We start from the raw sequence: 21047 nt of genomic DNA on the forward strand, positions 1-21047 counted from the left end.
TCCCGATCACACGCCGGACTGGGTAAACGTATTTTATGCTTGATCATGGGCATCTTGGTCTGCCCCAGTCTGCGGCGACCGCAGAACTGGTGACGGACCTGATATTGGGTGCTGATCTAGGACTGTCGATGGCAACCGATGCGCCATCGCGGTTTTGATTTGCGCCGTAGTTATGGCAACAGGGCCAGTAGATCATCAAACAGAGAGGCTGAAATTTCGACAAAGCCGCGATCCAGATTGCGCGCGCGTGCGGCATAGCGCCGTTGTGACGGCAGCCGCGCGCCCTGATCAACAATATCGGCAAACAGCCGTTCGGCGCGGGCATTATTGGCGTCGCTCTTACCGCCCGAGAATTGCACTGGATCAAAGGCCAGAATGATTTCCCCATGGTAGGGCGCACCACCGTTTCCCTGCGCGTATTCCATACTTTCAAAGCTGGTCAGATCGTCGATCAACGGGCCTGCCATGAGTTCGATCATGATTGACAGGGCCGAGCCTTTGTAGCCACCAAAGGTCAGCATAGCACCCTCCAGCGCTGCATCAGGATCGGTGGTCGGGTTGCCGTTCTTGTCGATCGCGACGCCTTCCGGCAGTGGTTTCCCGGTCCGTTTGTAAAGCTCAATCTCGCCGCGTGCAAAAGCGCTGGTCGCGAAATCAAACGTGAATGGTGTTGTGCCCTGGCGCGGCCAGCTAAAGGCGAGCGGATTGGTCCCAAGCGTCCCACGTGTCCCGCCGGCTGGCGCGACCCATGAATGACTGGGGACCATCGCGATCGCGGCAAGTCCAGCCGCCGATAGCCGTTCAACTTCGGGCCATAGCGCCGAAAAGTGGAAGCAGCGATTGATTGCAACTGCGGCAATACCAAATTCGCGGGTCTTTTGGATCAGCAGGGGAATGGCGGCTTCCATCGCGAGCAGAGACATTCCACCCCGTGCGTCCGCTTGGATGATGGCCTTTGCGGGATGTGCAATCTGTGGTTCGACTTGCCCGTCGATTTGCCCTGCTTTGATCGTTTGAACGCACATCAACAACCGGAATAAGCCATGCGACTGACAATCATCCAGCTGACAGGTGTGCAGCATTTCGGAAATAGTTTCGGCATGGTTTTTGCCGTAGCCAGCACCGGTAAGGATGTTGAAGGCGAGACTTTTGACTTCTTCTAGGGGGATCTTGACGGTGTTGTGCATCGGTTTGACTTTTCTGTCGTGAATGGTATGTATTGGATAATGGATACAATTCATCCAATTGTCCATACCACCGGCAGGCGTCGGTAACTGCGGGCAATAGTTTCTTGGAATAACAATCCGAAATGGGTAACTGTATCCAAAATTCGAAACCGTAAGAGAGTGTGAAATGGGCGGCAAACGGGCGATCAAACGACAAAGTCTTCCTGATGTGATCGCCGACGACATTCGCGAACGCATTTTGAATGGTGATCTGGCTGAAGGCGCGACCATCCGGCAAGAGGCGCTGGCAGAAGAATACACCGTTTCGCGAATGCCTGTGCGCGAGGCGTTGAAACGGCTCGATGCCGAAGGCTTGGTGCAGCTGACCAACAATCAGGGCGCGACGGTCACCAAACATTCACTGGATGAAATTGGCGAGATTTTCGACCTGCGCATCCTGATCGAAGTAGATCTGTTCAGGAGCGCTATTCCGGTAATGTCTGCGTCGCAGATTGCCCGCTGCGAACAGATTCTCGAGGCGATGGAAACTTCATATGATGCTGATGACGTGGGTAAATGGGGGGCGTTGAACTATGATTATCATTCGGCTTTGTATGCCCCTGCGAACCGTTGGCTGACCAACGAAGTTTTGCAGCGCATCAACCTTCAATCTGATCGCTACGTTCGGATGCACCTCAGCGTTATGAAGCAACGTGATCCGGCCCGGGAAGAGCACCGTGAACTATTGGCCCTGGCCCGCGAAGGAAAAGTGGAAGAGGCTTGCGCGGTGTTGACCCACCATATTTCGCAGACCAAAGAAAATCTCTTGAAACTTATGGTTGCCAAACGCAACGGCGACACAGGCTGAAACCTGACCGGGGGCTGAGAGGGTTCTTGCATCTTTCGCAATTTTGGATACATTATCCACAATTGCGAAACCGTTTGCTTAGATAGCAGAAAAAGAGGGCTCGATGACATTCACACCACATGGAAAACACCTGATTGCAGGCAAATGGGTCGACGGGGATGGCACCTTTTCGTCGCAACCCGCGTCGGGAACACCACATAATTTTGCGGTCGGTCGCATTGCGGATGTCGAAGCGGCCGCTGCCGCGGCAGAAGACGCGTTTTGGAGTTTCGGATACTCCACCCGGAAAGAACGGGCCGCGCTGCTGAATGCCATTGCTGATGAAATCGAAGCACGTGGCACGGCGATCACAGAAATTGGCATGCAGGAAAGTGGCCTGCCCGAGGCACGCCTGAACGGTGAACGTGGCCGGACCACGGGCCAGTTGCGGTTGTTTGCCAGCCATATCCTGAAGGGCGACTACCTTGACCATCGTCACGATGAAGCCTTGCCGGATCGACAGCCGCTGCCCCGGTCCGACCTACAATTGATCCAGCGTCCGGTTGGTCCTGTGGCTGTGTTCGGGGCATCGAATTTCCCGCTCGCATTTTCCACCGCGGGCGGGGACACTGCTGCAGCGCTGGCCGCCGGTTGTCCGGTTGTCGTCAAGGGACACAGCGCGCACCCCGGCACCAGCGAGATCGTCGCCGAAGCCATTTGTGCGGCTGTCAAAACATGCGGAACCCACCCAGGGGTCTTTAGTCTTATCCAAGGCGGCAACCGTGAGGTTGGCGCAGCTTTGGTGCAACATCCCCTGATCAAGGCTGTCGGTTTTACCGGATCGCTTGGTGGTGGTCGCGCGCTGTTCGATCTCTGTGCAGCCCGCCCCGAGCCGATCCCGTTTTTTGGTGAGCTGGGTTCGGTAAACCCGATGTTTATCTTTGCAGCGGCGCTTGAAAATCGTGGCGAAGCCATCGCACAAGGCTGGGCCGGCTCGTTGACGATGGGGGCGGGCCAGTTCTGCACTAATCCTGGCGTTGCCGTGATGCTGGCAGGGGACGCGGCCGACGCATTTGTCAAAACCACAGGTGACTCCCTGTCGCAGGTGGGGCCACAAACAATGTTGACCGACGGAATTGCTGATGCTTATCGCAGCGGCCAGCGACGTGTCGCACAGGCGTCAGGCGTTCGTGAGGTTCTGACAACCAGTTGCGATCTGCGAAACGCGACGCCGTATCTATACGCCACCACTGCAAGGGCATGGCTGGACAACGAAGAACTGGCCGAAGAGGTCTTTGGCCCGCTTGGTGTGATTGTCACCGCCGAGACGGTCGAGGAAATGCTTGCGGTCGCACAGAGCCTTCAGGGACAGTTGACCTGCACGGTGCATGTGGATGCCGAAGATGCCGCAGCTGCCGCTGGTTTCATGCCGGTTCTTGAACGTAAGGCGGGCAGAATTCTGGCCAACGGTTTCCCGACCGGTGTTGAGGTCAGCGACGCAATGGTTCATGGGGGGCCGTATCCGGCGTCAACCAACTTTGGCGCCACCTCAGTTGGAACGCTGTCAATCCGCCGTTTCCTTCGGCCTGTTTGTTACCAGGACATGCCTGACAGCCTGTTGCCGGAAGACCTGTAAACCGGCAATACCTGCCCTGAGGATGAATATCCTCGGGGCTTCGATTTGCGCGGGGCCATCCGTGTTCGGTTGGAACTGGCTACATACCTTCGCGACCTTGGCTAGATGGGCAATAAAGGATCGCTCAAGAAACTTCACCAAGAAGACTTTGCGCAGGCAAACGGAGGTCTCCCTCGGCGGAAGCATGAACATGATAAGATAGCGGGCCTTCGTCCGAACAGCATCTTGCAAACCGGTACTTAATCTGCCGCGTGGAGAAGTCCTGAAGCTGCTCGATCAAGTCGTTTTCAATATTCTCATTGCCAACATCTAACTGGTAGCATGCAGCTCAAAGTTAAGAAAAGTAGCGGCCTCTCCTGCGAATGTTAGGAGAGGCTGATATTGGCTTGATCAGGGCGGTTCGCTCGACCGCCGAGCGTTTATCTCTCTGCGGCGATGGCCAGCACTTCGATGAGATAGTGCGGCTGAGCCATGCGGGCTGAAACGCATATTGGCAGGTGCTTTTGTTGGCCACCTTCCTGATCGGACTGGTGCTGTTCGTGCTGTCGGGCAGCCGCGCTGTGATGGGGGGCTGGTTCGGCCAGAGTTCTCGACCTTCCAATGGGGGGCGATGATCATGTGTACCCAAGTTGTTGGGGGGCAGGGTCTTTTGGGCCGCGGGGGAGCCGATGGCACATTTCCTGTCTTCGCCGCCGTTGTTTGGGGCCGAGGCTGGAACCTCTGAGGCCGTCGCGCCCGCGCTTGTGCAGGCGCAGAGCTTCATGCATTGGGGTTTTCTTGCTTGGGCGATCCTCGGCGCGCTGACCACCGTGATGCTGATGCATTACCACTATGAAAAGGGTCTGCCGCTTGCCCTGCGCACCCTCCTTTATCCGCTGTTCGGAGAGCGCGCGCTCAAGGGGCTGATTGGGCTGGCGGCGGATGCATCCTGCATCATCGCCGTGGTCGCGGGCACCGTGGGGCCGATCGGTTTCCTCGGATTACAGGTCAGCTACGGTCTGAACACGCTCTTTGGCATCCCGGACAGCTTTGCCACGCAAGCCTTGGTGGTCGCGGGGCTGGTCATGCTCTATACGATTTCGGCGATGACGGGGCCGACGCGCGGCATCCAGTTGCTTAGCAAAATCAACGTGGTCCTCGCTGCAGAGCTGCCATCCGCCGTTCTCATCCCAGATCTCTGGGGTAAATCCAAAAACCGCCCCAGCGATTATGAAATTCAGCCACCCGGCGCTTGGTAAGATCCGGCGATCTTGCCCGCCTTCTTTTGGATTTCGGTGAATTCACTTGCTGTAAAGGCCCGAATTGTCTTCAGGTTACTTACTGCTCCGCTGGCGGCAGTTGCCATCAATCCCGCCATAAGGTCAGTGACATCATCTATGGTGACCTTGATCGAGAAATCGTTGTCGCCCGTTGTTAGGTAGAAGGACTCAAGCTTGCCACCTGCGGCTTCGACTATTGCGCGCGCGGCTGCTTCGCGATCGCTTGGCGTCTCCAGCATGGCCTTGATAGCCGACGATGTGTAGCTACCAGTTACAATGAATCTAGGCATTCGTGCCTCCCTAAGGGAGCAATGCGCCTCTCGGCCCCAGACACCATGTCCAGAGGTCCGCGGACGTCCCCCTGATGATCATCATAGCACAAATTTGATGCGACCGCGCGGCCATCGACCTTTTTGCACGTCCGAGCAAGGCGCACAGTGACCCGTCGCTGCTAGGTAGACGCTGGGAACTTTGGCGCGAGTAGCGCACTATCCCTTGCTGCTTTCATGTTCTAGCCGCTGCTGGGCAATTTCTGCGTTACGCAGGCTGCGCTGGTGGTCGATCAGCGATTGTTTCACATAGTCCAGATGGGCCTCGACGGCGGCACGGGCCCCTGCGGGGTCGCGGGCCTGCAGGGCGGCATTGATGGCGCTATGCTGGGCCAATAGCGCCTCGTAGGTGGTGTGACGGCTGAACATGATACGGCGATTGTAGAACACGCCCTTTTGCAGCAGATCAAACATCGCGCGCATCATGTGCAGCATCACCACATTATGGCTGGCATCCATGATTGCGGAATGAAACTGGGCATCCAGATTGGCCGCTGCATCCGAAACTGAGGGGTCTCCGGCGGCGACCATCTTGTCAAAAATGGTCTGGATCACCTTCAGATCTGCGTCAGAGCCAAATTTGGCGGCGCGTTCGGCTGCCAGCCCTTCCATGTCGCGACGAAAGCCGAGGTAGTCAAACACAGCCTCGTCGTGGCGGGCAAACAGTTCAATCAGCGCCGGGGAAAAGGCGGAGCCCAGCACATCGGCGACAAATATGCCCGAACCGGCCTTGGCGCAAAGCAACCCATCCGCCTGCAACTGCGAGATCGCATCGCGTAGCGAGGGGCGCGACACGCCAAGGCGCTCGGCCAGTTCGCGTTCTGATGGCAGGCGCTCGCCGGGAGAGAGGATGCCGCGCAACACCAGCTGTTCAATCTGGTGCACCACCGAGGCAGAGAGTTTTTCGGGCTGGATTTTCTGAAACGGCATCGGGGCCTCTGGCTGATCATCATGTCGCAGTACAGCGGCGCGGGCGCTGCAAATTGGTCAAAACATATGACCACGCCCGGCGCAAGCCTGCAAGCGCCGAGCAGGAATCAAAGGCTGGGGCCGCGAGGTTTGAAATTTTAGGTCATAACTATTGACTCATATTGAAATATTCTTACGTTGATCGGGAAACCTCAAACGGAGCACGCCAATGTTGCTGCAACAGCTCTTTGCCAGCCGAACCCAGCGGATGAAAGCCTCGGAAATTCGCGAGTTGCTGAAGCTGCTGAACCGTCCCGGCCTTTTGTCCTTTGCCGGCGGGATCCCGGATCCGGCGTTGTTTCCGGCGGCGGAGTTTTCGGCTGCATTCCAGGACTGCCTGACACCAGAACGCCAGTCCGAGGCGCTGCAATATTCCCTCAGCGAGGGCTATCTGCCGCTGCGCGAGTGGATCCGGGGGGAAATGGCGCGGATGGGCGTGGTCTGTGATGTCGACAACATCCTGATTACATCGGGCTCTCAGCAGGCGCTGGACTATCTGGGCAAGCTGTTTCTGTCGCCAAATGACACTGCGCTGGTGGGCTGGCCCACCTATCTGGGGGCGCTGGCGGCCTTCAACGCCTATGAGCCGCGCTATGACCAGCTGAATCCGGGGGGCAACCGATCTGCCCTCAGCTATCGGCAGGCGGCAGAGGCAGCGGGAAGTCAGGTCAAATTCGCCTATCTGTCGCCTGATTTTGCCAATCCCACCGGGCAGACCCTGTCGCAGCAGGACCGCGACGCGCTGTTGGATCTGAGCGAAGATCTGGGCTGCGCCATTGTCGAGGATGGGGCCTATCAGGCGCTGCGCTATGACGGCGATCAGATCCCGTCGATTCTGGGGCTGGAAATTGCCCGGCGCGGTGATCTGGAGCTATGCCGCACGATCTATTGCGGCTCTTTCTCCAAGACCTTGTCGCCGGGGCTGCGGCTGGGCTGGGTGGTGGCGGCCAAACCAGTGATCGCACAGATGGTTCTGATGAAGCAGGCGGCAGACCTGCACTCGGCGACCTTGAACCAGATGGCGGTGCATCAGGTGGCAGAACGCTGTTTTGAAACCCATGTCGCGCAGCTGCGGCAGGCCTATGGCAACCGCCGCGATGCCATGCTTGCGGCGCTGCAGTCACATATGCCCCAGGGCATCACATGGACCAGCCCCGAAGGTGGCATGTTCGTCTGGCTGACCCTGCCTGCGCATATTGATGCCGCGGCACTTCTGGTGCGGGCGCTGGACGAGGAAAATATCGCCTTTGTCCCCGGCCCGGCCTTTTTCGCTGATGGCAACGGTGCCAATACGCTCCGGCTAAGCTTCTCTGTGCTGGCGCCAGAGGCGATTCACAGCGGGGTAGAGCGGCTCGGGCGTCTCTTGCAACAGGCCTAGGGCAAGGCGTAGGGGCGCCGCCTTCGCGGGGTTTTGACTGGATTTCGCGTCTGGATTGCGTCAGGTTGACTTGGATATGCGCGGGTTTGTTCTTGTCCTGATATGTTGGCTTGCGGCCTGTTCTGACAGGCTGGGGCATTTTGCCGGGGTGCCCGCGACGCTGGTTGAGGTTGGCGGTAGCCGGTTTGAGGTTCGCCTGCGCGGCACCCTGGCCGAGGCGACTCGCGTCAATCCGCAATATGCGCCCCGACTGGGGCCGTTGCGCCAACAGGCCGCCACCGCCATGGCGCGGGTAAGCGGCTGCGAGGTGCGCGGAGTTCTTGGCGATCAGGCGGTCATGACCGGAATCTTGCACTGTTAGGGGCGTGGTAGCACGTCCACATCACTGTTTCCACGATCTGACGCCGCCAGGGGTGGGATGAGGCGGCTCTTGCTGCCTGTTTACATTGACATAACAGTCACGAAGCTGCTCGAGTCAGACAAACACAGAATCACTCAGGGGCGGCTTTGCGCTTTTCCAAACTCAGGCTTACTGGCTTCAAGAGCTTTGTTGATCCGACCGATTTGATTATCGGCGACGGGCTGACAGGCGTGGTCGGTCCGAATGGCTGTGGCAAGTCCAACCTGTTGGAGGCCCTGCGCTGGGTGATGGGGGAAACCCGCGCCAAGGCAATGCGCGGCGGCGGCATGGAGGATGTGATCTTTGCCGGCACCACCTCGCGTTCGGCCCGCAACTTTGCCGAAGTGAACCTGCTGATTGATAACTCGGATCGGCTGGCCCCGTCGGGGTTTAACGATGCAGATCAGCTAGAGATTGTGCGCCGGATCACCCGAGATGCGGGCAGCGCCTATAAATCCAATGGCACCGATGTGCGCGCGCGCGATGTGCAGATGCTCTTTGCCGATGCCTCGACCGGGGCGCATTCGCCGGCGCTGGTGCGTCAGGGGCAGATTTCTGAACTGATCAACGCCAAACCCAAGGCGCGGCGGCGCATTCTGGAAGAAGCGGCAGGGATTTCGGGGTTGTATCAGCGCCGCCATGAGGCGGAGCTGAAGCTGAAGAATACCGAGCAGAACCTCTTGCGTGTGGATGATGTGATCGAACAGCTGGCGGGGCAGCTGGGGCAGCTGGCCCGTCAGGCCCGACAAGCGCAACGCTATCGTGACATCGGCGAAAAATTGCGCCTGGCCGAGGGGATGTTGCTGTACCGCCGCTGGCGCGAGGCAGATGATGCCCGGCTGAGCGCGGAACAGGACCTGACCCTGCGCGTTACCCAGGCGGCCAAGGGCGAGGCGCTGTCGCGCGCGGCATCTGCCAATCGGGCCGAGGCCGAAGAAGGGCTGCCTGCCCTGCGCGAAGAACAGGCGATTGCCGCAGCGGTGCTGCAGCGGCTGGTGGTGCAGCGCGATTCGCTTGGTGACCAGGAATCCCAAGCGCGCCAAGCGATTGAACGGCTCGTCAGTCGTATCCAGCAGCTGGGCAATGATATCGACCGCGAAGGCGGGCTGAACCGCGATGCTGGCGACACGATTGAACGGCTCGACTGGGAACAAAGAGAACTGGCGAAGGCAAGCGAGGGCCATGAGGCCCGCCTGCAAGAGGCGGCCGATCTGGCGCGCGAGGCGGCCCAGATTCTTGAATCGCGTGAAGATCACTTGACGCAGCTGAACGAAGATGTGGCGCGGCTCGCGGCTCGCTATCAGTCGGCGCAGCGTCTGGTCGAGGACTGCCAGCGCACTTTGACCCGGGCTGAAAACGAAGGCGCCGCAGCGCAAGAGGCCCAGGATCACGCCGCCGAGGCGCTGGAGCTGGCAGGCGAAGGCTTTGAGGCGGCTCTCGCCACCGAGGAAGAGGCGCGCGAGGCGGCTGAACTGGCCGAAGAGACGCTGGCGGCGGCAGATGAGGCGCGCACCGATACCCAGGCGCTGGAATCCGCCGCCCGGGCGCAGCGATCCGAGGCCGAGGGCGAGCTGGGCGCGATCCGTGCTGAAGTCACCGCCCTGGCCAAATTGCTGGAACGCGACACCGCCGAAAGCGGCCAGATCCTGGATGAGCTGAGCGTATCTCCAGGCTATGAAAAGGCGCTGGGGGCGGCGCTGGCGGATGATCTGCGCGCGCCTTTGGCTGCGGCGGATGGTCCGACAGGGTGGCTGACCCTGCCGAGCTATGACCGCGATGTGCCCCTGCCGGATGGGGTGGATCCGCTGGCGAAATATGTCTCAGGGCCTGACGCTCTGGCGCGTCGTATTGGCCAGATTGGCCTTGTCGACAGTGACACCGCGCGCAACCTGCAGGCAGATCTGCAGCCGGGGCAGCGGCTGGTCACCCTGGAGGGCGATATCTGGCGCTGGGATGGCTACCGCGCCTGGGCCGAGGATGCCCCCAGCGCGGCGGCGCTGCGGTTGGAACAGCTGAACCGGCTGGAATCCCTAAAGCAAGAGCTGGAGCGGGTCAGCGCCAAGGCTGATGGCACCCGTGCCGCGCATGAAACGCTGATGCGTCGCTTGGAAGAGGTGACCCAAGCCGATCAAAACGCCCGCCAGGCCCGGCGGGTGGCGGATCAGCGGGTGGCGGATGCGGCGCGCGCGCTCAGCCGGGCCGAGGCAGAGCGCAACCTGGCGGAAGGCAAGCTGGAAACCCTGGGCATTGCGGTGACGCGCCACGGCGAGGATGCGATGAATGCGGCGTTGCAGTTGTCGCAGGCCCAGACGGCCCAAGCCGATCTGGGGGATCTGGACGCTGCCCGTGCCGGGGTTGAAGACGTCAAACAGGCGGTCGAGGCGGCGCGTATTACCATGCTCACCCACCGGTCATCCCATGATGAGCTGCGCCGCGACGGCGAGGCGCGCATCAAACGCGCCCAGCAGGTGACAAAGGAACTGTCCGGCTGGCGCCACCGTCTGGAGACTGCCGAACGGCGTATCGCTGAACTGGCGGAACGGCGCGAGGCCTCGCAGGAAGAGCTGGAAGAAGCCCATGCCGTCCCTGCTGAACTCGCTGAAAAGCGCGAGGAGCTGAGCGAGGCCATTGAGGATGCAGAGGCGCGCAAGACCACGGCCTCGGAGGCGCTGGTTGCCGCAGAAAACAGCCTGCGTGAAAAGGTGCAGATCGAACGCGAAGCAGAGCGGCTCGCCTCGGAAGCGCGCGAGGCGCGGGCGCGCTCTGAAGCCCTGTGTGAGGCGGCGCGTGAAACCGTGACCCATGCGGCTGAACGGATCAGCGAAGTGCAGAATTGCAGCCCTCAGACCCTGTTGGAGCAGCTAGAGGTCAGCCCCGACCAGATGCCTGACGCCGAGGAGTTGGAGGCGGAAGTGAACCGGCACAAACGGCAGCGCGATGCCCTTGGCGCGGTGAACCTGCGCGCCGAGGAAGACGCCCGCGAAATTCAGACCGAACATGATGAGTTGGTCTCGGAAAAATTGGATCTGGAAGAGGCGATCAAAACCCTGCGCAGCGGTATTGCCAGCCTCAACCGCGAGGGGCGCGAACGGTTGCTGACCGCTTTTGAAGAGGTGAACGCCAGCTTTGCCAATCTCTTTACCCATCTGTTTGGCGGCGGCGAGGCCAATCTGGTGATGGTGGAAAGCGATGATCCCTTGGACGCGGGGCTGGAAATCATGTGCCAGCCACCGGGCAAGAAGCTGTCGACCCTGTCGCTGTTGTCCGGCGGCGAGCAGACGCTGACGGCCATGGCGCTGATCTTTGCGGTGTTCCTGTCCAACCCGGCGCCGATCTGTGTGCTCGACGAGGTGGACGCGCCGCTGGACGATGCCAATGTGACACGGTTCTGCGATCTCTTGGATGAAATGTGCCGCCAGACTGAAACCCGTTTTCTGATCATTACCCACCATGCGGTGACTATGGCGCGGATGGATCGGCTGTTTGGCGTCACGATGCAGGAAAAAGGCGTTAGTCAGCTGGTCTCTGTTGATCTGAAAAAGGCCGAAGCCCTTGTGGCCTAGGTGAAACCCGCGCAAGCTTTGATAGCTGGCGTCGGCATCGCGTTGTGGTCTTGGGGGAAAACAGGGCCAAACGGCCCCCTTGCCCCGCAGGGTGATGGTTTTATAACCAGAGGCGAGGTCGCTCGCGCCCATGACAAGAACAATACCAATCGGAGGACATTATGAACCTGACCAAATTTTTTGCAGTTGCCGCACTGGCAGCCACCCCATTCGCTGCCCATGCTGAAAATGTGACAGCCAAATCGGCCAGCAGCCTGCAATCTTTCTTTCTGAGTGAAGGTGCTGATGTCGAGCTGTTGACTGACAATGTTGGCGACCCGCAGCTGAACGTCACCCATTATGGTAGTGAGTTCACGATTTTTTATTATGGTTGCTCCGATAGCACCAACTGTGATTCCATTCAGTTTTATTCTGGCTATGCCAGCAATGGTGGTGTGCGGCTGAAAACAGTGAATGAATTCAACGCTGAAAAGCGCTGGGTGCGGGCCTATGTGGCGGATGATGGGTCCACCAAGCTGGAAATGGATGTCTATATGGGCGATGCGGGCATCAGCGCCGATGATTTTGCCACCACTGTAGGCCTGTGGTCGCGCCACATGAGCGATTTTGAAGCAGCTATCGACTTCAACTAAAGCCAGCAGCCGCCAGGCCTGAAGGCGGCTGGACTGTTCTGGTGTTTTGTCTGGTTGGCTGGGGGCATGATATCCATCATGCCCCTTTTCTGTTGTGCCGCTCTGCCGGAGCTAGAGCCGTTTCAGCAGCGCCGGTGTTGGCCAGGCATCGGCGGGCAGGCCCAGGCGTTGCTGTTCGTTTTGCACGGCGGCGCGTGTTTTGGCGCCAAGGATGCCATCAACCTTGCCCACGTCATGGCCCAGGTTTTGCAACCGCTCCTGCAGTTGCTTCATCTGCGCGCTAGACAGCCCCTGATCGGGTTTGCCCGCGTTATAGATCGAAGCGCCCTCTAGGCGGTTGGCAAAGTATGCGGCGGTCAAAACATAGGTAAAGCTTTGGTTCCACTCAAAATAGACGTCAAAGTTGGGGTAGGCGAGAAAGGCCGGCCCCCGGTGGCCCTGCGGCAAAAGCAGAGAGGCCATCATATTGCCAGAGGCCAAAGACCCCTCTTTGGCGCGCAGGCCCTGGCGCTGCCAGTCCCGGACTGACAGCTTTGTTTCGGTGCCTGTTTGTGCCAGATCCAGATCGCGCGGCAGGGTGACCTCTTGCAGCCAGGGTTGTCCCGGCTGCCAGCCCAGATGCGACAGCATCTTGGCACCGGACATCAGCGCATCCGGCGCCGAGGTCTTGAGGCTGACATGGCCGTCGCCATCGGCATCAACCCCGTTGTCGAGAATATCCTGCGGCAGCATCTGTACCATGCCAATTTCGCCCGCCCAGGCGCCGGTGGTTCTGGCGGGATCAAAATTGCCCCTCTTGTACAGTTCCAGCGCGGCAAAGATCTGCGGGCGGAACAACGCGGGGCGGCGGCAATCATGCGCCAGGGTCATCAGCGCATCGCGGGTGTTGAAATCCCCCTGAAAGGCACCGTAGTCGGTTTCAAACGCCCAAAAGGCCAGCAAAACACCGCGATTGATGCCATAGGTGGCCTCGATCCGGCGAAAGGTGCTGTCGTATTTCTGCGCCATGGAACGCCCACGGTCGATACGGTTTTGTGAAATCAGGTGGCGCGAAAAGTCGATGAAGGGTTTTTGAAACACCCCCTGGGCGCGGTCCGCCCTGAGCACCTTTGGATCCTGACGCGCGCCTTTGAAAAAACCGTTGACCGTGGTGCGATCATAGCCTGCGGTCAGGGCCTCTTGTTTCAGGGACGCCACAAAGCCGGAGAAGCTGCCGCCACATTGGGCGAGGGCCACAGAGGGCATCAGCAGGGCGGCAAGGGCGAGGGGCAAAATGCGCATGTCGGGCGGTCCTTGATGAAGCTCTAAAGCAACGTATGTGCTAAAAGATGACGGTAAAAGCAACCAGAAGCCCCAGCCCCAGGGCCCAGGTCTGCCAAAGAACATCGCAGCAGCGCCGGATGGCGGGTCCGGTTATGCTCTTGGTGCCAGCCGCATTGACCCAGGCAAAGTTGTGCATTTCGCCATCGTAAGATCGCGGCCCGGCCAGAGAGAGCCCGAGCGCGCGCGCCATGGCAGCTTCGGGCCAGCCGGCATTGGGCGAGCGGTGCCGGGCTGCATCCTGGCCAATGGCAGGCCAGTCACGCAGGCAACCGCCGACCGTGGCCATCAGCACTGCCGTTAGCCGCGCGGGCAGCAGGTTGACCAGATCATCCAGCCGCGCTGTGGCCCAGCCAAAATCGCGGTATCGGGCATTGCGATACCCGATCATGCTGTCGCCTGTGTTGATCATCTTATAGGCCAGCAATCCCGGTAGACCGGCCAGCAGGAACCAAAAGGCCGGGGCGACCACCCCATCCGACATGTTTTCCGCGCCGCTCTCGATGGCGGAACGCGCAACCTGTGGTCCTGTCATGGTTTCGGTGTCGCGGCTGACGATCATCGCCACTGCCGCGCGGCCTTTGGCCAGCGATTGCGACAGCCCTTCGGCCACGGCGTGCAGGTGTTGTACCAGCGAACGCTGCGCCAAAAGGATGGCGGCAATCAGCACTTCGACAAATGGGCCAAACAGCGACAGGAGCCAGCCGAGGGTCAAGCCCAGCCCAAGCAGGCTGCCGGCGGCCAGCATCCCTTTGGCGCGCTTGGCCGTTCCAGCGTTCAGCCGGGTGTCCAGCCAGGTGACGCATTTGCCCATCAAGACCGCCGGGTGTGGCACCCGCGACCAGAGCCAGCCTGGCTCTCCCAGCAGGGCATCGAGCAAGAGCGCCAGCAGCAGCATTTCGGCGGTGTTCATAGCGCGGCCTCCAGCCGATCCCAGCCGGACGCGGGTGGCAGGCCAAGACGGATATAGGTTTCAGAGTAGGGGAAGGTGCGGCTCCAGATATGAGCCTTGGCCAGACGGTCCTGCCAGGCGGCGGCCTCGTCCACCTCATAGAGGCGAAACAAATCGGTGCCGCCGACCAGTCGGGCGCCCCGCTTGGTTGCCAGTTGATCCAGGCGTATCGCGTCGCGGGCAAGGCTCTGGCGGGTCTGGCTGGCCCAGTGATGATCCTGCAGGGCTTTGATCCCGGTCTTGAGCGCCGGGCCAGAGACGGCCCAGGGCCCCTGAATATGCGCCAGCGCCTGGATTAAGGCCGGATCGCCAATGGCAAATCCCAGCCGCATCCCGGCAAGGCCCCAAAATTTTCCAAAGCTTTTCAGCACGACCACACCAGGGCGCGCGGCCATATGGATCAGGCTCTGATCGGGGCAGATGTCGCAGAAACTCTCGTCGATGATGGTGAATGGCGCATCCAGTTCCGCCGCGCGCCACAGACGGCCGTCGGGGTTGTTGGGATGCACGGCCACCTGTGCGGCGGTTGCTGCCGCAGCGGAAATGGACCAGCCATGATGCGCGAAGGCCGCAGCATGTTCGTTATAGGTGGGCGTTTCGATCCTGACCTGAGCCGCAGGGACAAGGCCGGGCAACAGGGCAATCAGCGCCGAAGCACCGGGCGCAGGCAGAACCGCAGCCCCGTCGGGCACCGACCAGAATTGTCGCGCGGCCTGTTGCAGCGCCTCATTGGCGGCACTGTCCGGCAGGGCGGTCCAATCTGTGTCAGTGAAAAACGGTAGCGTATAGGGGGTGGGATTGATCCCGGTCGAGAGATCAATCCAAGTGGCGCGCGCCCCGCCATATCGGGTGATGGCGGCGCTCAGGTTGCCGCCATGGTCGCGCTGGGTGGCGCCGGTTTCTATCCTGGCTTCAGACGTTTTTGCCGACATGGAAAAGGCTCCGACCTGCTATCAACCCCACCGCATATCGCGAGTGTGCCATGCGGGTATGAAACAGGCCAGAGCATAAGGCAAGCCAGCTCTGCCGGGCCGTTCTGGGGTGGGGCCGGGCAGGGGTTAGCCGCGATTATGTGGGGCCATCCAGTCGATATCCGGGTTCACCGGAATGATGCGGTAGGGGTTTATGGTGTCATGGCTGTAGTGATAGTGGCGCACGATATGGTCCATGCCCACGGTGTCGGCAACACCAGGAATCTGAAACAGTTCGCGGCAATAGGCCCAGAGATTGGGATAGTCGATGATCCGCTTCTTGTTGCATTTGAAATGCAGGTGATAGACTGGATCAAACCGCAGCAGCGTGGTGAACAGGCGCCAGTCTGCTTCGGTCAGTTCTGTGCCCATCAGATAGCGATGCTGCGACAGCAGATCTTCCAGCCAGTCAAGCGAGTCAAACAACGGCCCCACGGCGGCGTCATAGGCCTCTTGGCTGGTGGCAAATCCACATCTGTAGACGCCATTATTCACCGTGTCATAGACCCGCGTATTGACCGCCTCGATTGGCTCGCGCAGCTCTTCCGGCCAAAAATCACGGGTGTTGCCGGTGATGTCATCAAAGGCCGAATTGAACATGCGAATGATCTCGGCGCTTTCGTTTGACACGATGGTGCCGCGTTGCTTGTCCCAGAGTATCGGGACGGTGACGCGGCCGGAGTATTTGGGATCGGCACGTGTATAGATCTGATGCGCATAGTCGGACTGAAACAGATGATCGCCGGTGGCACCATGGTCGTCGCGCTCAAAGGTCCAGCCGTCGCCCAGCATGTCAGGATGCACAACCGAGACCGAGATATGATCTTCCAGTCCTTTCAGGGCGCGAAAAATCAGGGTGCGATGGGCCCAGGGGCAGGCCAGCGAGACATAAAGATGATAGCGTCCGCTTTCGGCCTGAAAGCCATCCTTGCCGCTGGGACCAGCGCTGCCATCCGGCGTGATCCAATTGCGAAACTGCGATTTGGAACGCTCAAAGGCACCGCCGGTTGATTTGGTATCATACCACTGATCTTTCCAGATCCCGTCAATCAAAAGTCCCATGGGCGCATCTCTCCTCAACTGCGGGCGGGCCAGCCCGTCGGTGTATCGTCGTTGCATCACAGATAGGCGCAGCTGGCGTTCAGGCCTAGGCTTGTGGTCGCGCAGGGGCTCTGCATCGGCGCACATCACACCTGGGTGTTGCAGGCAGACGGCGCGGTTGTCTCAAAATGTTCACTTGATTTTATCCATTTTCAAGTCACCCTCAGAAGGGAAAGACACAGCCGACCCGGATGCGATTCTCCATCGCTCGTTCACTTGCAAAAAGGGCCACTGCCATGACCACCTATGTGCCAAAAGCTGTACAAGAGGCGCTGGATGCTGCGCGCGTTTCGGGCCTGAAAAAGAAAAGCCGCCTGCGGGTGGCTGTCGATGGTGGCTATTTTCCGGTGCTGCGCACCTGGAAGAATGGCTTTTCTGTCGAAGAGGCATTTGTGCCGCAGCTGCGTGGGCTGGTCGATATTTATGATGGCGCGCGCCATGTGTCGCAGTGCCTGATCGTCGCCTCCGAGGCCGAGGGCGGTGAAATGCGCTATGAGTTTAAGCGTTCCACCGCAGCAGCGGCCAGCGCCCCGCTGGATTTCTACCGCGCCCCGGATGCGCCGGTGGGTCTGCTGGGCAATGAGGGCGCCGAAAGCCGCCTTGGATAACGACAGCGCGTTCATCTGTGCTGCACAGGCCTAGGCCAGAATGAAAAAAGACCCGCAGTCGGATGGCTGCGGGTCTTTTGTTTAGCGGGTCTTTGGATGTTTCACTGCAGGTCTGAAAAGGCCCGCGCCAGACGTTCGCCTGCCTCGATCACGCGGCTGCGCTGGGTGCCCATGTTGAAGCGCAGGAAGGTTTCGCCGCCGGTGCCAAAGGTGGTGCCATGGTTGGCAGCAATGCCGGCCCCCTGTTCAACCCGTTTTGTGAATTCTTCCCGGCTCATCCCGGTGCCGGAAAAATCAACCCATGACAGATATGTCGCCTGCAGCTTCATCGTGCTGAGGCCGGGAATTTCCGCGATGGCGGCATCAAAGACCTGACGGTTGCCATCGATATAGGCGACCAGCTCATCCGCCCATTTGGCACCTTCGGGCGAATAGACCGCCGCGGTGGCCAGCTGTCCGGCTGAATTTGGCGCCAGCGCCAGCGCCAGCATGCGGCGCTGAAATTTTTCCCGCAGATCGGGGTCGGGGATGATCACCTGCCCGGTGTGCAGCCCGGCAAAGTTAAAGGTCTTGGACGGAGCGGTCAGCATCAGCAACCGGTCAGTGATCTCGGGGACCGCGTTCTGCATCGGGATATGTGTCGCGCCATCAAACACCAGATCGTGGTGGATTTCATCCGACAGCAGGATCAGGTCATGGCGTTTGGCAAAATCCGCCACCGCCTGCAACTCTTCCTGGGTCCAGACGCGGCCGCCGGGGTTATGCGGTGAACAGAGGATGACCATCTTTTCCTTGCCGGTCATCTGGGCGTCATAGGCTGCCATATCCATTTCATAGCGGCCGTTTTCATTGATCATCTGGCATTCGACCACTTCGCGGCCGGCATTGTTAATGACCTTGGCAAAGGCGTGATAGACAGGCGTGAACAGAACGATGCCGTCGCCTGGCTGGGTGAAGGTATCCAGGCACATGCCAACGCCGTTCACCAGGCCGGTGGTGGTAAAGATCGCCTCTGGCTCGACAGTCCAGCCATGACGGTTTTGCATCCACCAGCAAATCGCATCCTTGTAGGGGGTGTCACAGTTGACATAGCCATAGATCCCGTGATCGGCCATTTCGCGCATCTTGTCTGTGACCATGGGTGGCACGGCAAAATCCATATCCGCGACCCACATCGCCAGCCCATCATCAGGAGAGACGCCATAGAGGCTCTCCATGTAGTCCCATTTGGCGCAATAGGTGCCGCGACGGTCAATGATGCTGTCAAAATCCATGAGATCCTCCGGTTGTTTTCAGCGAAGCTAGCGGCAAACGCGCCATGTGCAAGCGTATCCGTGCTTTCAGTCCGCGATGGCATGGCGCCTGCGGTACTTTTTGGGCGGCGGGCAGGGATCTGCGGTGCCTAGCCGTTGCAGTGATGGGGGCAATGGCCTAAATCACCCCCATGAAACATTCGATCCTGATCCATCCTGATCCCCGTTTGAAAAAGGTCTGCGCCCCGGTGTCGGATCTTTCGGATAAACTGCGTCTGCTGGCCGATGACATGCTGGAAACCATGTATGCGGCCCCCGGCATTGGCCTGGCTGCGCCGCAGATCGGGGTTCTGGATCGCCTGATCGTGCTGGATTGCGAAAAGGCCGAGGGTGTCGCGGCCAAGCCTCTGGTGATGTTCAACCCTGAAGTCATCGCCGCCTCGGACGAGACAAACGTCTATGACGAAGGCTGCCTGTCGATCCCGGACCAATATGCCGAAGTGACCCGCCCCAAAGAGGTCGAGGTGCAGTGGGTGGACCGGAACGGAAAGGTGCAGCGCGAGACTTTTGATGGGCTTTGGGCCACCTGTGTCCAGCATGAAATCGACCATCTGCAAGGCAAGCTGTTCATCGACTACCTGAAACCGTTGAAGCGGCAGATGATCACGCGCAAGATGCAAAAGCTGAAGCGCGAAATGGCGCGGGACTGACGGGGATGGCGCTCTTGCCGATCGTTCAGTGGCCCGATCCCGGCCTGTCGACCCACTGCGCTGCGGTGGGCGATGAGGATCTGACAGCGCTGATCGCGGATATGTTTGATACCATGTATGACGCGCCGGGGCGCGGCCTGGCTGCGCCGCAGGTCGGGGTGTTGAAACGGCTGTTCGTGATGGATGTCAGCTGGAAAGAGGGCGCGCCGACGCCGCTGGTGATGATCAATCCCGAAATCCTGTCTTTTGGCGAGGCCCAGCAGCCGGGTGAAGAAGGCTGCCTGTCCATACCAGGCGTTCTTGTGGCAGTGCAGCGCCCCACCACCGTGACACTGCGCTGGCAGGACGCTGGACGCGCCTGGCAGCAGGGACGCTTTGATGGCTTTGCCGCCCGCTGTATTCAGCATGAATATGACCACCTTGATGGGCTTGTCACCTTTGACCGGCTGGGCCCTGCCGCCCGCGCCGAGGCCGAAGGCACCTATCGCCGCACTCTGGAGAGTTCTGCATGACCGCACGTATTTGCCTGCCCTGGCCCGACAAACGCCTGCGGACTGCGGCTGCCCCGGTTGATGAAATCACCGATGAAATCTGCCAGATCTGGCAGGATATGATCGACACGATGGAGGCGATGCCCGGTGTTGGACTTGGTGCCAATCAGATCGGGGTGATGCTGCGCCTTGCGGTGGTTGATGGCTCCAAGGAGCGTGGCCGCGCTGTGCGGATGGCCAATCCCGAGGTGTTGCATGCCTCCACTCAGTTGCGCGAACACGAAGAAGCCAGCCCCAATCTGCCTGGTGTCTCGGCCAAGATTAAACGCCCGCGTGCCGTCACCGTGCGCTACATGGATGAAACCGGCGCGATGACGGAACGCGATTTTGTCGGCATCGAGGCCACCAGCGTACAGCATCAGATCGACCACTTGAACGGCAAGCTGTATTTTGATCACCTCAGCAAGGTGAAGCGTGACATGCTGATAAAGAAATCCAGGAAATTGAACGGCTAAAAGCCAGGGAGCAGCTCCATGCGCATCATCTTTATGGGAACGCCGGATTTTTCGGTGCCGGTATTGGACGCGCTGGTTGCAGCGGGACATGACATCGCCGCCGTCTATTGCCAGCCCCCGCGCCCCGCAGGGCGCGGCAAGAAGGATCGGCCGACCCCGGTGCATGCCCGCGCGCTTGAACTGGGTTTTGAGGTGCGCCATCCGGTATCGCTGAAGGGCGCGGCCGAACAAGAGGCCTTTGCGGCCTTGCAGGCGGATGTTGCAGTGGTTGTAGCCTACGGGCTGATCCTGCCGCAGGCGGTATTGGATGCGCCGAAACGCGGCTGTCTGAATATTCATGCCAGCCTGCTGCCGCGGTGGCGCGGCGCAGCCCCCATTCATCGCGCGATCATGGCAGGGGATGAGGAAACCGGCGTCTGCATCATGCAGATGGAGGCAGGTCTGGATACCGGCCCGGTGCTGCTGCGCGAAGGCACCCCCATTGGTGCAGAAGAAACCACCAGCCAGCTGCACGACCGCCTGTCAGACATGGGTGCCTCGCTGATTGTCACCGCGCTTGGCCATCTCGATGGGCTGTCGCCGCAGGTGCAACCCGATGAGGGCGTGACCTATGCCGCCAAGATCGACAAGGCCGAAGCGCAGATCGACTGGACACAGCCCGCCGAGGAGGTCGACCGCAAGATCCGCGGGCTGTCGCCTTTTCCCGGTGCCTGGGTGGAAATTGATGGTCAGCGGGTCAAGTTGCTGGCCTCGCGTTTGGCGAGCGGAACTGGCCAGCCGGGGCAGGTGCTGGATGGTGATCGCCTGACCATTGCCTGTGGCACGGGCGACGGTGCTGGCGCGATTGAGCTTTTGCGGTTGCAACGGGCCGGTAAAGGCGCGCAGGATCGCGACATATTTGTGCTGGGCTTTCCGCTGGAAAGTGGTCGTCAGCTATAAGGAGAGCG

General features: G+C 60.0%; 19 protein-coding genes and 1 pseudogene. 12 read left to right on the forward strand and 8 right to left on the reverse strand.

The features are described 5' to 3' along the window. Positions 1-170: 170 nt before the first annotated feature. Positions 171-1376 carry an Ldh family oxidoreductase gene (locus ACN0VH_RS18125; protein ID WP_417701726.1) on the reverse strand — a complete coding sequence of 402 codons (1206 nt, stop codon included), beginning with the start codon at positions 1374-1376 and terminating at the stop codon, positions 171-173. On the opposite strand from ACN0VH_RS18125, the gene ACN0VH_RS18130 reads away from it, so the two are divergent. The 3 genes and pseudogenes from ACN0VH_RS18130 to ACN0VH_RS18140 all read left to right on the forward strand — a co-directional run. Beyond that, positions 1354-2034, forward strand: coding sequence for a GntR family transcriptional regulator (locus ACN0VH_RS18130; protein WP_278924112.1), 681 nt, complete (start codon positions 1354-1356; stop codon positions 2032-2034). The two genes, ACN0VH_RS18125 and ACN0VH_RS18130, sit on opposite strands and share 23 nt — an antisense overlap. A 103-nt stretch (positions 2035-2137) precedes the next feature. Next, positions 2138-3649 carry an aldehyde dehydrogenase (NADP(+)) gene (locus tag ACN0VH_RS18135; protein ID WP_417701728.1) on the forward strand — a complete coding sequence of 504 codons (1512 nt, stop codon included), beginning with the start codon at positions 2138-2140 and terminating at the stop codon, positions 3647-3649. Positions 3650-4137: 488 nt separating this feature from the next. Continuing rightward, positions 4138-4818: pseudogene (locus ACN0VH_RS18140) on the forward strand (BCCT family transporter); the annotation flags it as partial. A gap of 47 nt (positions 4819-4865) precedes the next feature. Here ACN0VH_RS18140 and ACN0VH_RS18145 read toward each other — a convergent pair. Both ACN0VH_RS18145 and ACN0VH_RS18150 read right to left on the reverse strand, forming a co-directional pair. Next, complete coding sequence (locus tag ACN0VH_RS18145) at positions 4866-5198, reverse strand: GYD domain-containing protein (RefSeq protein WP_417701730.1); 333 nt, start codon at positions 5196-5198, stop codon at positions 4866-4868. Between the two features lie 198 nt (positions 5199-5396). Then, positions 5397-6167, reverse strand: a complete 771-nt coding sequence (locus ACN0VH_RS18150) for a FadR/GntR family transcriptional regulator (protein ID WP_417701732.1) — start codon at positions 6165-6167, stop codon at positions 5397-5399. Between the two features lie 208 nt (positions 6168-6375). Between ACN0VH_RS18150 and ACN0VH_RS18155 the strand changes: the two genes are divergently transcribed. From ACN0VH_RS18155 to ACN0VH_RS18170, 4 genes are all read left to right on the forward strand, one after another. After that, positions 6376-7584, forward strand: a complete 1209-nt coding sequence (locus ACN0VH_RS18155; RefSeq protein WP_417701734.1) for an aminotransferase-like domain-containing protein — start codon at positions 6376-6378, stop codon at positions 7582-7584. 76 nt (positions 7585-7660) lie between these two features. Beyond that, entirely contained in the window at positions 7661-7945 is a 285-nt protein-coding gene (locus ACN0VH_RS18160) for a hypothetical protein (protein ID WP_417701736.1), read from the forward strand. A 146-nt stretch (positions 7946-8091) separates the two neighbouring features. Continuing rightward, positions 8092-11547 (forward strand): chromosome segregation SMC family protein, encoded by a 3456-nt coding sequence (locus ACN0VH_RS18165; protein WP_417701738.1) that lies wholly within the window; start codon positions 8092-8094, stop codon positions 11545-11547. Between the two features lie 161 nt (positions 11548-11708). Beyond that, the gene (locus ACN0VH_RS18170) at positions 11709-12179 is read left to right on the forward strand and encodes a YbjN domain-containing protein (protein ID WP_417701740.1); all 471 of its coding nucleotides are present in this window, start codon (positions 11709-11711) and stop codon (positions 12177-12179) included. Positions 12180-12290: 111 nt separating this feature from the next. On the opposite strand, the gene ACN0VH_RS18175 is transcribed toward ACN0VH_RS18170, so the two are convergent. The 4 genes from ACN0VH_RS18175 to ACN0VH_RS18190 form a co-directional block, all read right to left on the reverse strand. Further along, entirely contained in the window at positions 12291-13460 is a 1170-nt protein-coding gene (locus ACN0VH_RS18175; RefSeq protein ID WP_278924120.1) for a lytic murein transglycosylase, read from the reverse strand. A 40-nt stretch (positions 13461-13500) separates the two neighbouring features. Next, entirely contained in the window at positions 13501-14412 is a 912-nt protein-coding gene (cbiB, locus tag ACN0VH_RS18180; RefSeq protein ID WP_417701742.1) for an adenosylcobinamide-phosphate synthase CbiB, read from the reverse strand. Next, a complete protein-coding gene (locus tag ACN0VH_RS18185; protein ID WP_417701743.1) occupies positions 14409-15383 on the reverse strand; it encodes a threonine-phosphate decarboxylase in 975 nt (324 codons plus the stop codon). The genes cbiB and ACN0VH_RS18185 overlap by 4 nt, the downstream gene beginning before the upstream one ends. Positions 15384-15509: 126 nt before the next feature. After that, positions 15510-16484, reverse strand: coding sequence for a glutathione S-transferase family protein (locus ACN0VH_RS18190; RefSeq protein ID WP_278924123.1), 975 nt, complete (start codon positions 16482-16484; stop codon positions 15510-15512). A gap of 275 nt (positions 16485-16759) precedes the next feature. Here ACN0VH_RS18190 and ACN0VH_RS18195 point away from each other — a divergent pair, with 275 nt between their 5' ends. After that, positions 16760-17131 carry a hypothetical protein gene (locus ACN0VH_RS18195; RefSeq protein WP_278924124.1) on the forward strand — a complete coding sequence of 124 codons (372 nt, stop codon included), beginning with the start codon at positions 16760-16762 and terminating at the stop codon, positions 17129-17131. 101 nt (positions 17132-17232) lie between these two features. Here the strand turns inward: ACN0VH_RS18195 and ACN0VH_RS18200 are convergent, their stop codons facing one another. Next, positions 17233-18405 (reverse strand): MalY/PatB family protein, encoded by a 1173-nt coding sequence (locus tag ACN0VH_RS18200; RefSeq protein WP_278924125.1) that lies wholly within the window; start codon positions 18403-18405, stop codon positions 17233-17235. Between the two features lie 170 nt (positions 18406-18575). On the opposite strand from ACN0VH_RS18200, the gene def (ACN0VH_RS18205) reads away from it, so the two are divergent. The 4 genes from def (ACN0VH_RS18205) to fmt are packed head-to-tail and all read left to right on the forward strand — an operon-like array spanning position 18576 to position 21039. Then, positions 18576-19094: a peptide deformylase gene (gene def, locus ACN0VH_RS18205; RefSeq protein ID WP_278924126.1), complete on the forward strand. Its 519-nt coding sequence runs from the start codon at positions 18576-18578 to the stop codon at positions 19092-19094. Positions 19095-19099: 5 nt separating this feature from the next. Then, the gene (def, locus tag ACN0VH_RS18210) at positions 19100-19606 is read left to right on the forward strand and encodes a peptide deformylase (RefSeq protein ID WP_417701746.1); all 507 of its coding nucleotides are present in this window, start codon (positions 19100-19102) and stop codon (positions 19604-19606) included. Then, complete coding sequence (def, locus tag ACN0VH_RS18215) at positions 19603-20100, forward strand: peptide deformylase (RefSeq protein ID WP_278924128.1); 498 nt, start codon at positions 19603-19605, stop codon at positions 20098-20100. The genes def (ACN0VH_RS18210) and def (ACN0VH_RS18215) overlap by 4 nt, the downstream gene beginning before the upstream one ends. An 18-nt stretch (positions 20101-20118) precedes the next feature. Further along, entirely contained in the window at positions 20119-21039 is a 921-nt protein-coding gene (gene fmt / locus ACN0VH_RS18220; RefSeq protein WP_278924129.1) for a methionyl-tRNA formyltransferase, read from the forward strand. The last annotated feature ends 8 nt before the right edge of the window (positions 21040-21047 follow it).

It is taken from the genome of Pseudophaeobacter sp. (assembly GCF_048267565.1).
In the GTDB taxonomy this organism is placed as follows: domain Bacteria; phylum Pseudomonadota; class Alphaproteobacteria; order Rhodobacterales; family Rhodobacteraceae; genus Pseudophaeobacter; species Pseudophaeobacter profundi.

Coding starts and splice junctions, on each gene's coding strand:
- ACN0VH_RS18130 (WP_278924112.1), top strand. CDS start 1,354: ATGGGCGGCAAACGGGCGATCAAACGACAAAGTCTTCCTGATGTGATC.
- ACN0VH_RS18135 (WP_417701728.1), top strand. CDS start 2,138: ATGACATTCACACCACATGGAAAACACCTGATTGCAGGCAAATGGGTC.
- ACN0VH_RS18145 (WP_417701730.1), bottom strand. CDS start 5,198: ATGCCTAGATTCATTGTAACTGGTAGCTACACATCGTCGGCTATCAAG.
- ACN0VH_RS18150 (WP_417701732.1), bottom strand. CDS start 6,167: ATGCCGTTTCAGAAAATCCAGCCCGAAAAACTCTCTGCCTCGGTGGTG.
- ACN0VH_RS18155 (WP_417701734.1), top strand. CDS start 6,376: ATGTTGCTGCAACAGCTCTTTGCCAGCCGAACCCAGCGGATGAAAGCC.
- ACN0VH_RS18160 (WP_417701736.1), top strand. CDS start 7,661: ATGCGCGGGTTTGTTCTTGTCCTGATATGTTGGCTTGCGGCCTGTTCT.
- ACN0VH_RS18170 (WP_417701740.1), top strand. CDS start 11,709: ATGAACCTGACCAAATTTTTTGCAGTTGCCGCACTGGCAGCCACCCCA.
- ACN0VH_RS18175 (WP_278924120.1), bottom strand. CDS start 13,460: ATGCGCATTTTGCCCCTCGCCCTTGCCGCCCTGCTGATGCCCTCTGTG.
- cbiB (WP_417701742.1), bottom strand. CDS start 14,412: ATGAACACCGCCGAAATGCTGCTGCTGGCGCTCTTGCTCGATGCCCTG.
- ACN0VH_RS18185 (WP_417701743.1), bottom strand. CDS start 15,383: ATGTCGGCAAAAACGTCTGAAGCCAGGATAGAAACCGGCGCCACCCAG.
- ACN0VH_RS18190 (WP_278924123.1), bottom strand. CDS start 16,484: ATGGGACTTTTGATTGACGGGATCTGGAAAGATCAGTGGTATGATACC.
- ACN0VH_RS18195 (WP_278924124.1), top strand. CDS start 16,760: ATGACCACCTATGTGCCAAAAGCTGTACAAGAGGCGCTGGATGCTGCG.
- ACN0VH_RS18200 (WP_278924125.1), bottom strand. CDS start 18,405: ATGGATTTTGACAGCATCATTGACCGTCGCGGCACCTATTGCGCCAAA.
- def (WP_278924126.1), top strand. CDS start 18,576: ATGAAACATTCGATCCTGATCCATCCTGATCCCCGTTTGAAAAAGGTC.
- def (WP_417701746.1), top strand. CDS start 19,100: ATGGCGCTCTTGCCGATCGTTCAGTGGCCCGATCCCGGCCTGTCGACC.
- def (WP_278924128.1), top strand. CDS start 19,603: ATGACCGCACGTATTTGCCTGCCCTGGCCCGACAAACGCCTGCGGACT.
- fmt (WP_278924129.1), top strand. CDS start 20,119: ATGCGCATCATCTTTATGGGAACGCCGGATTTTTCGGTGCCGGTATTG.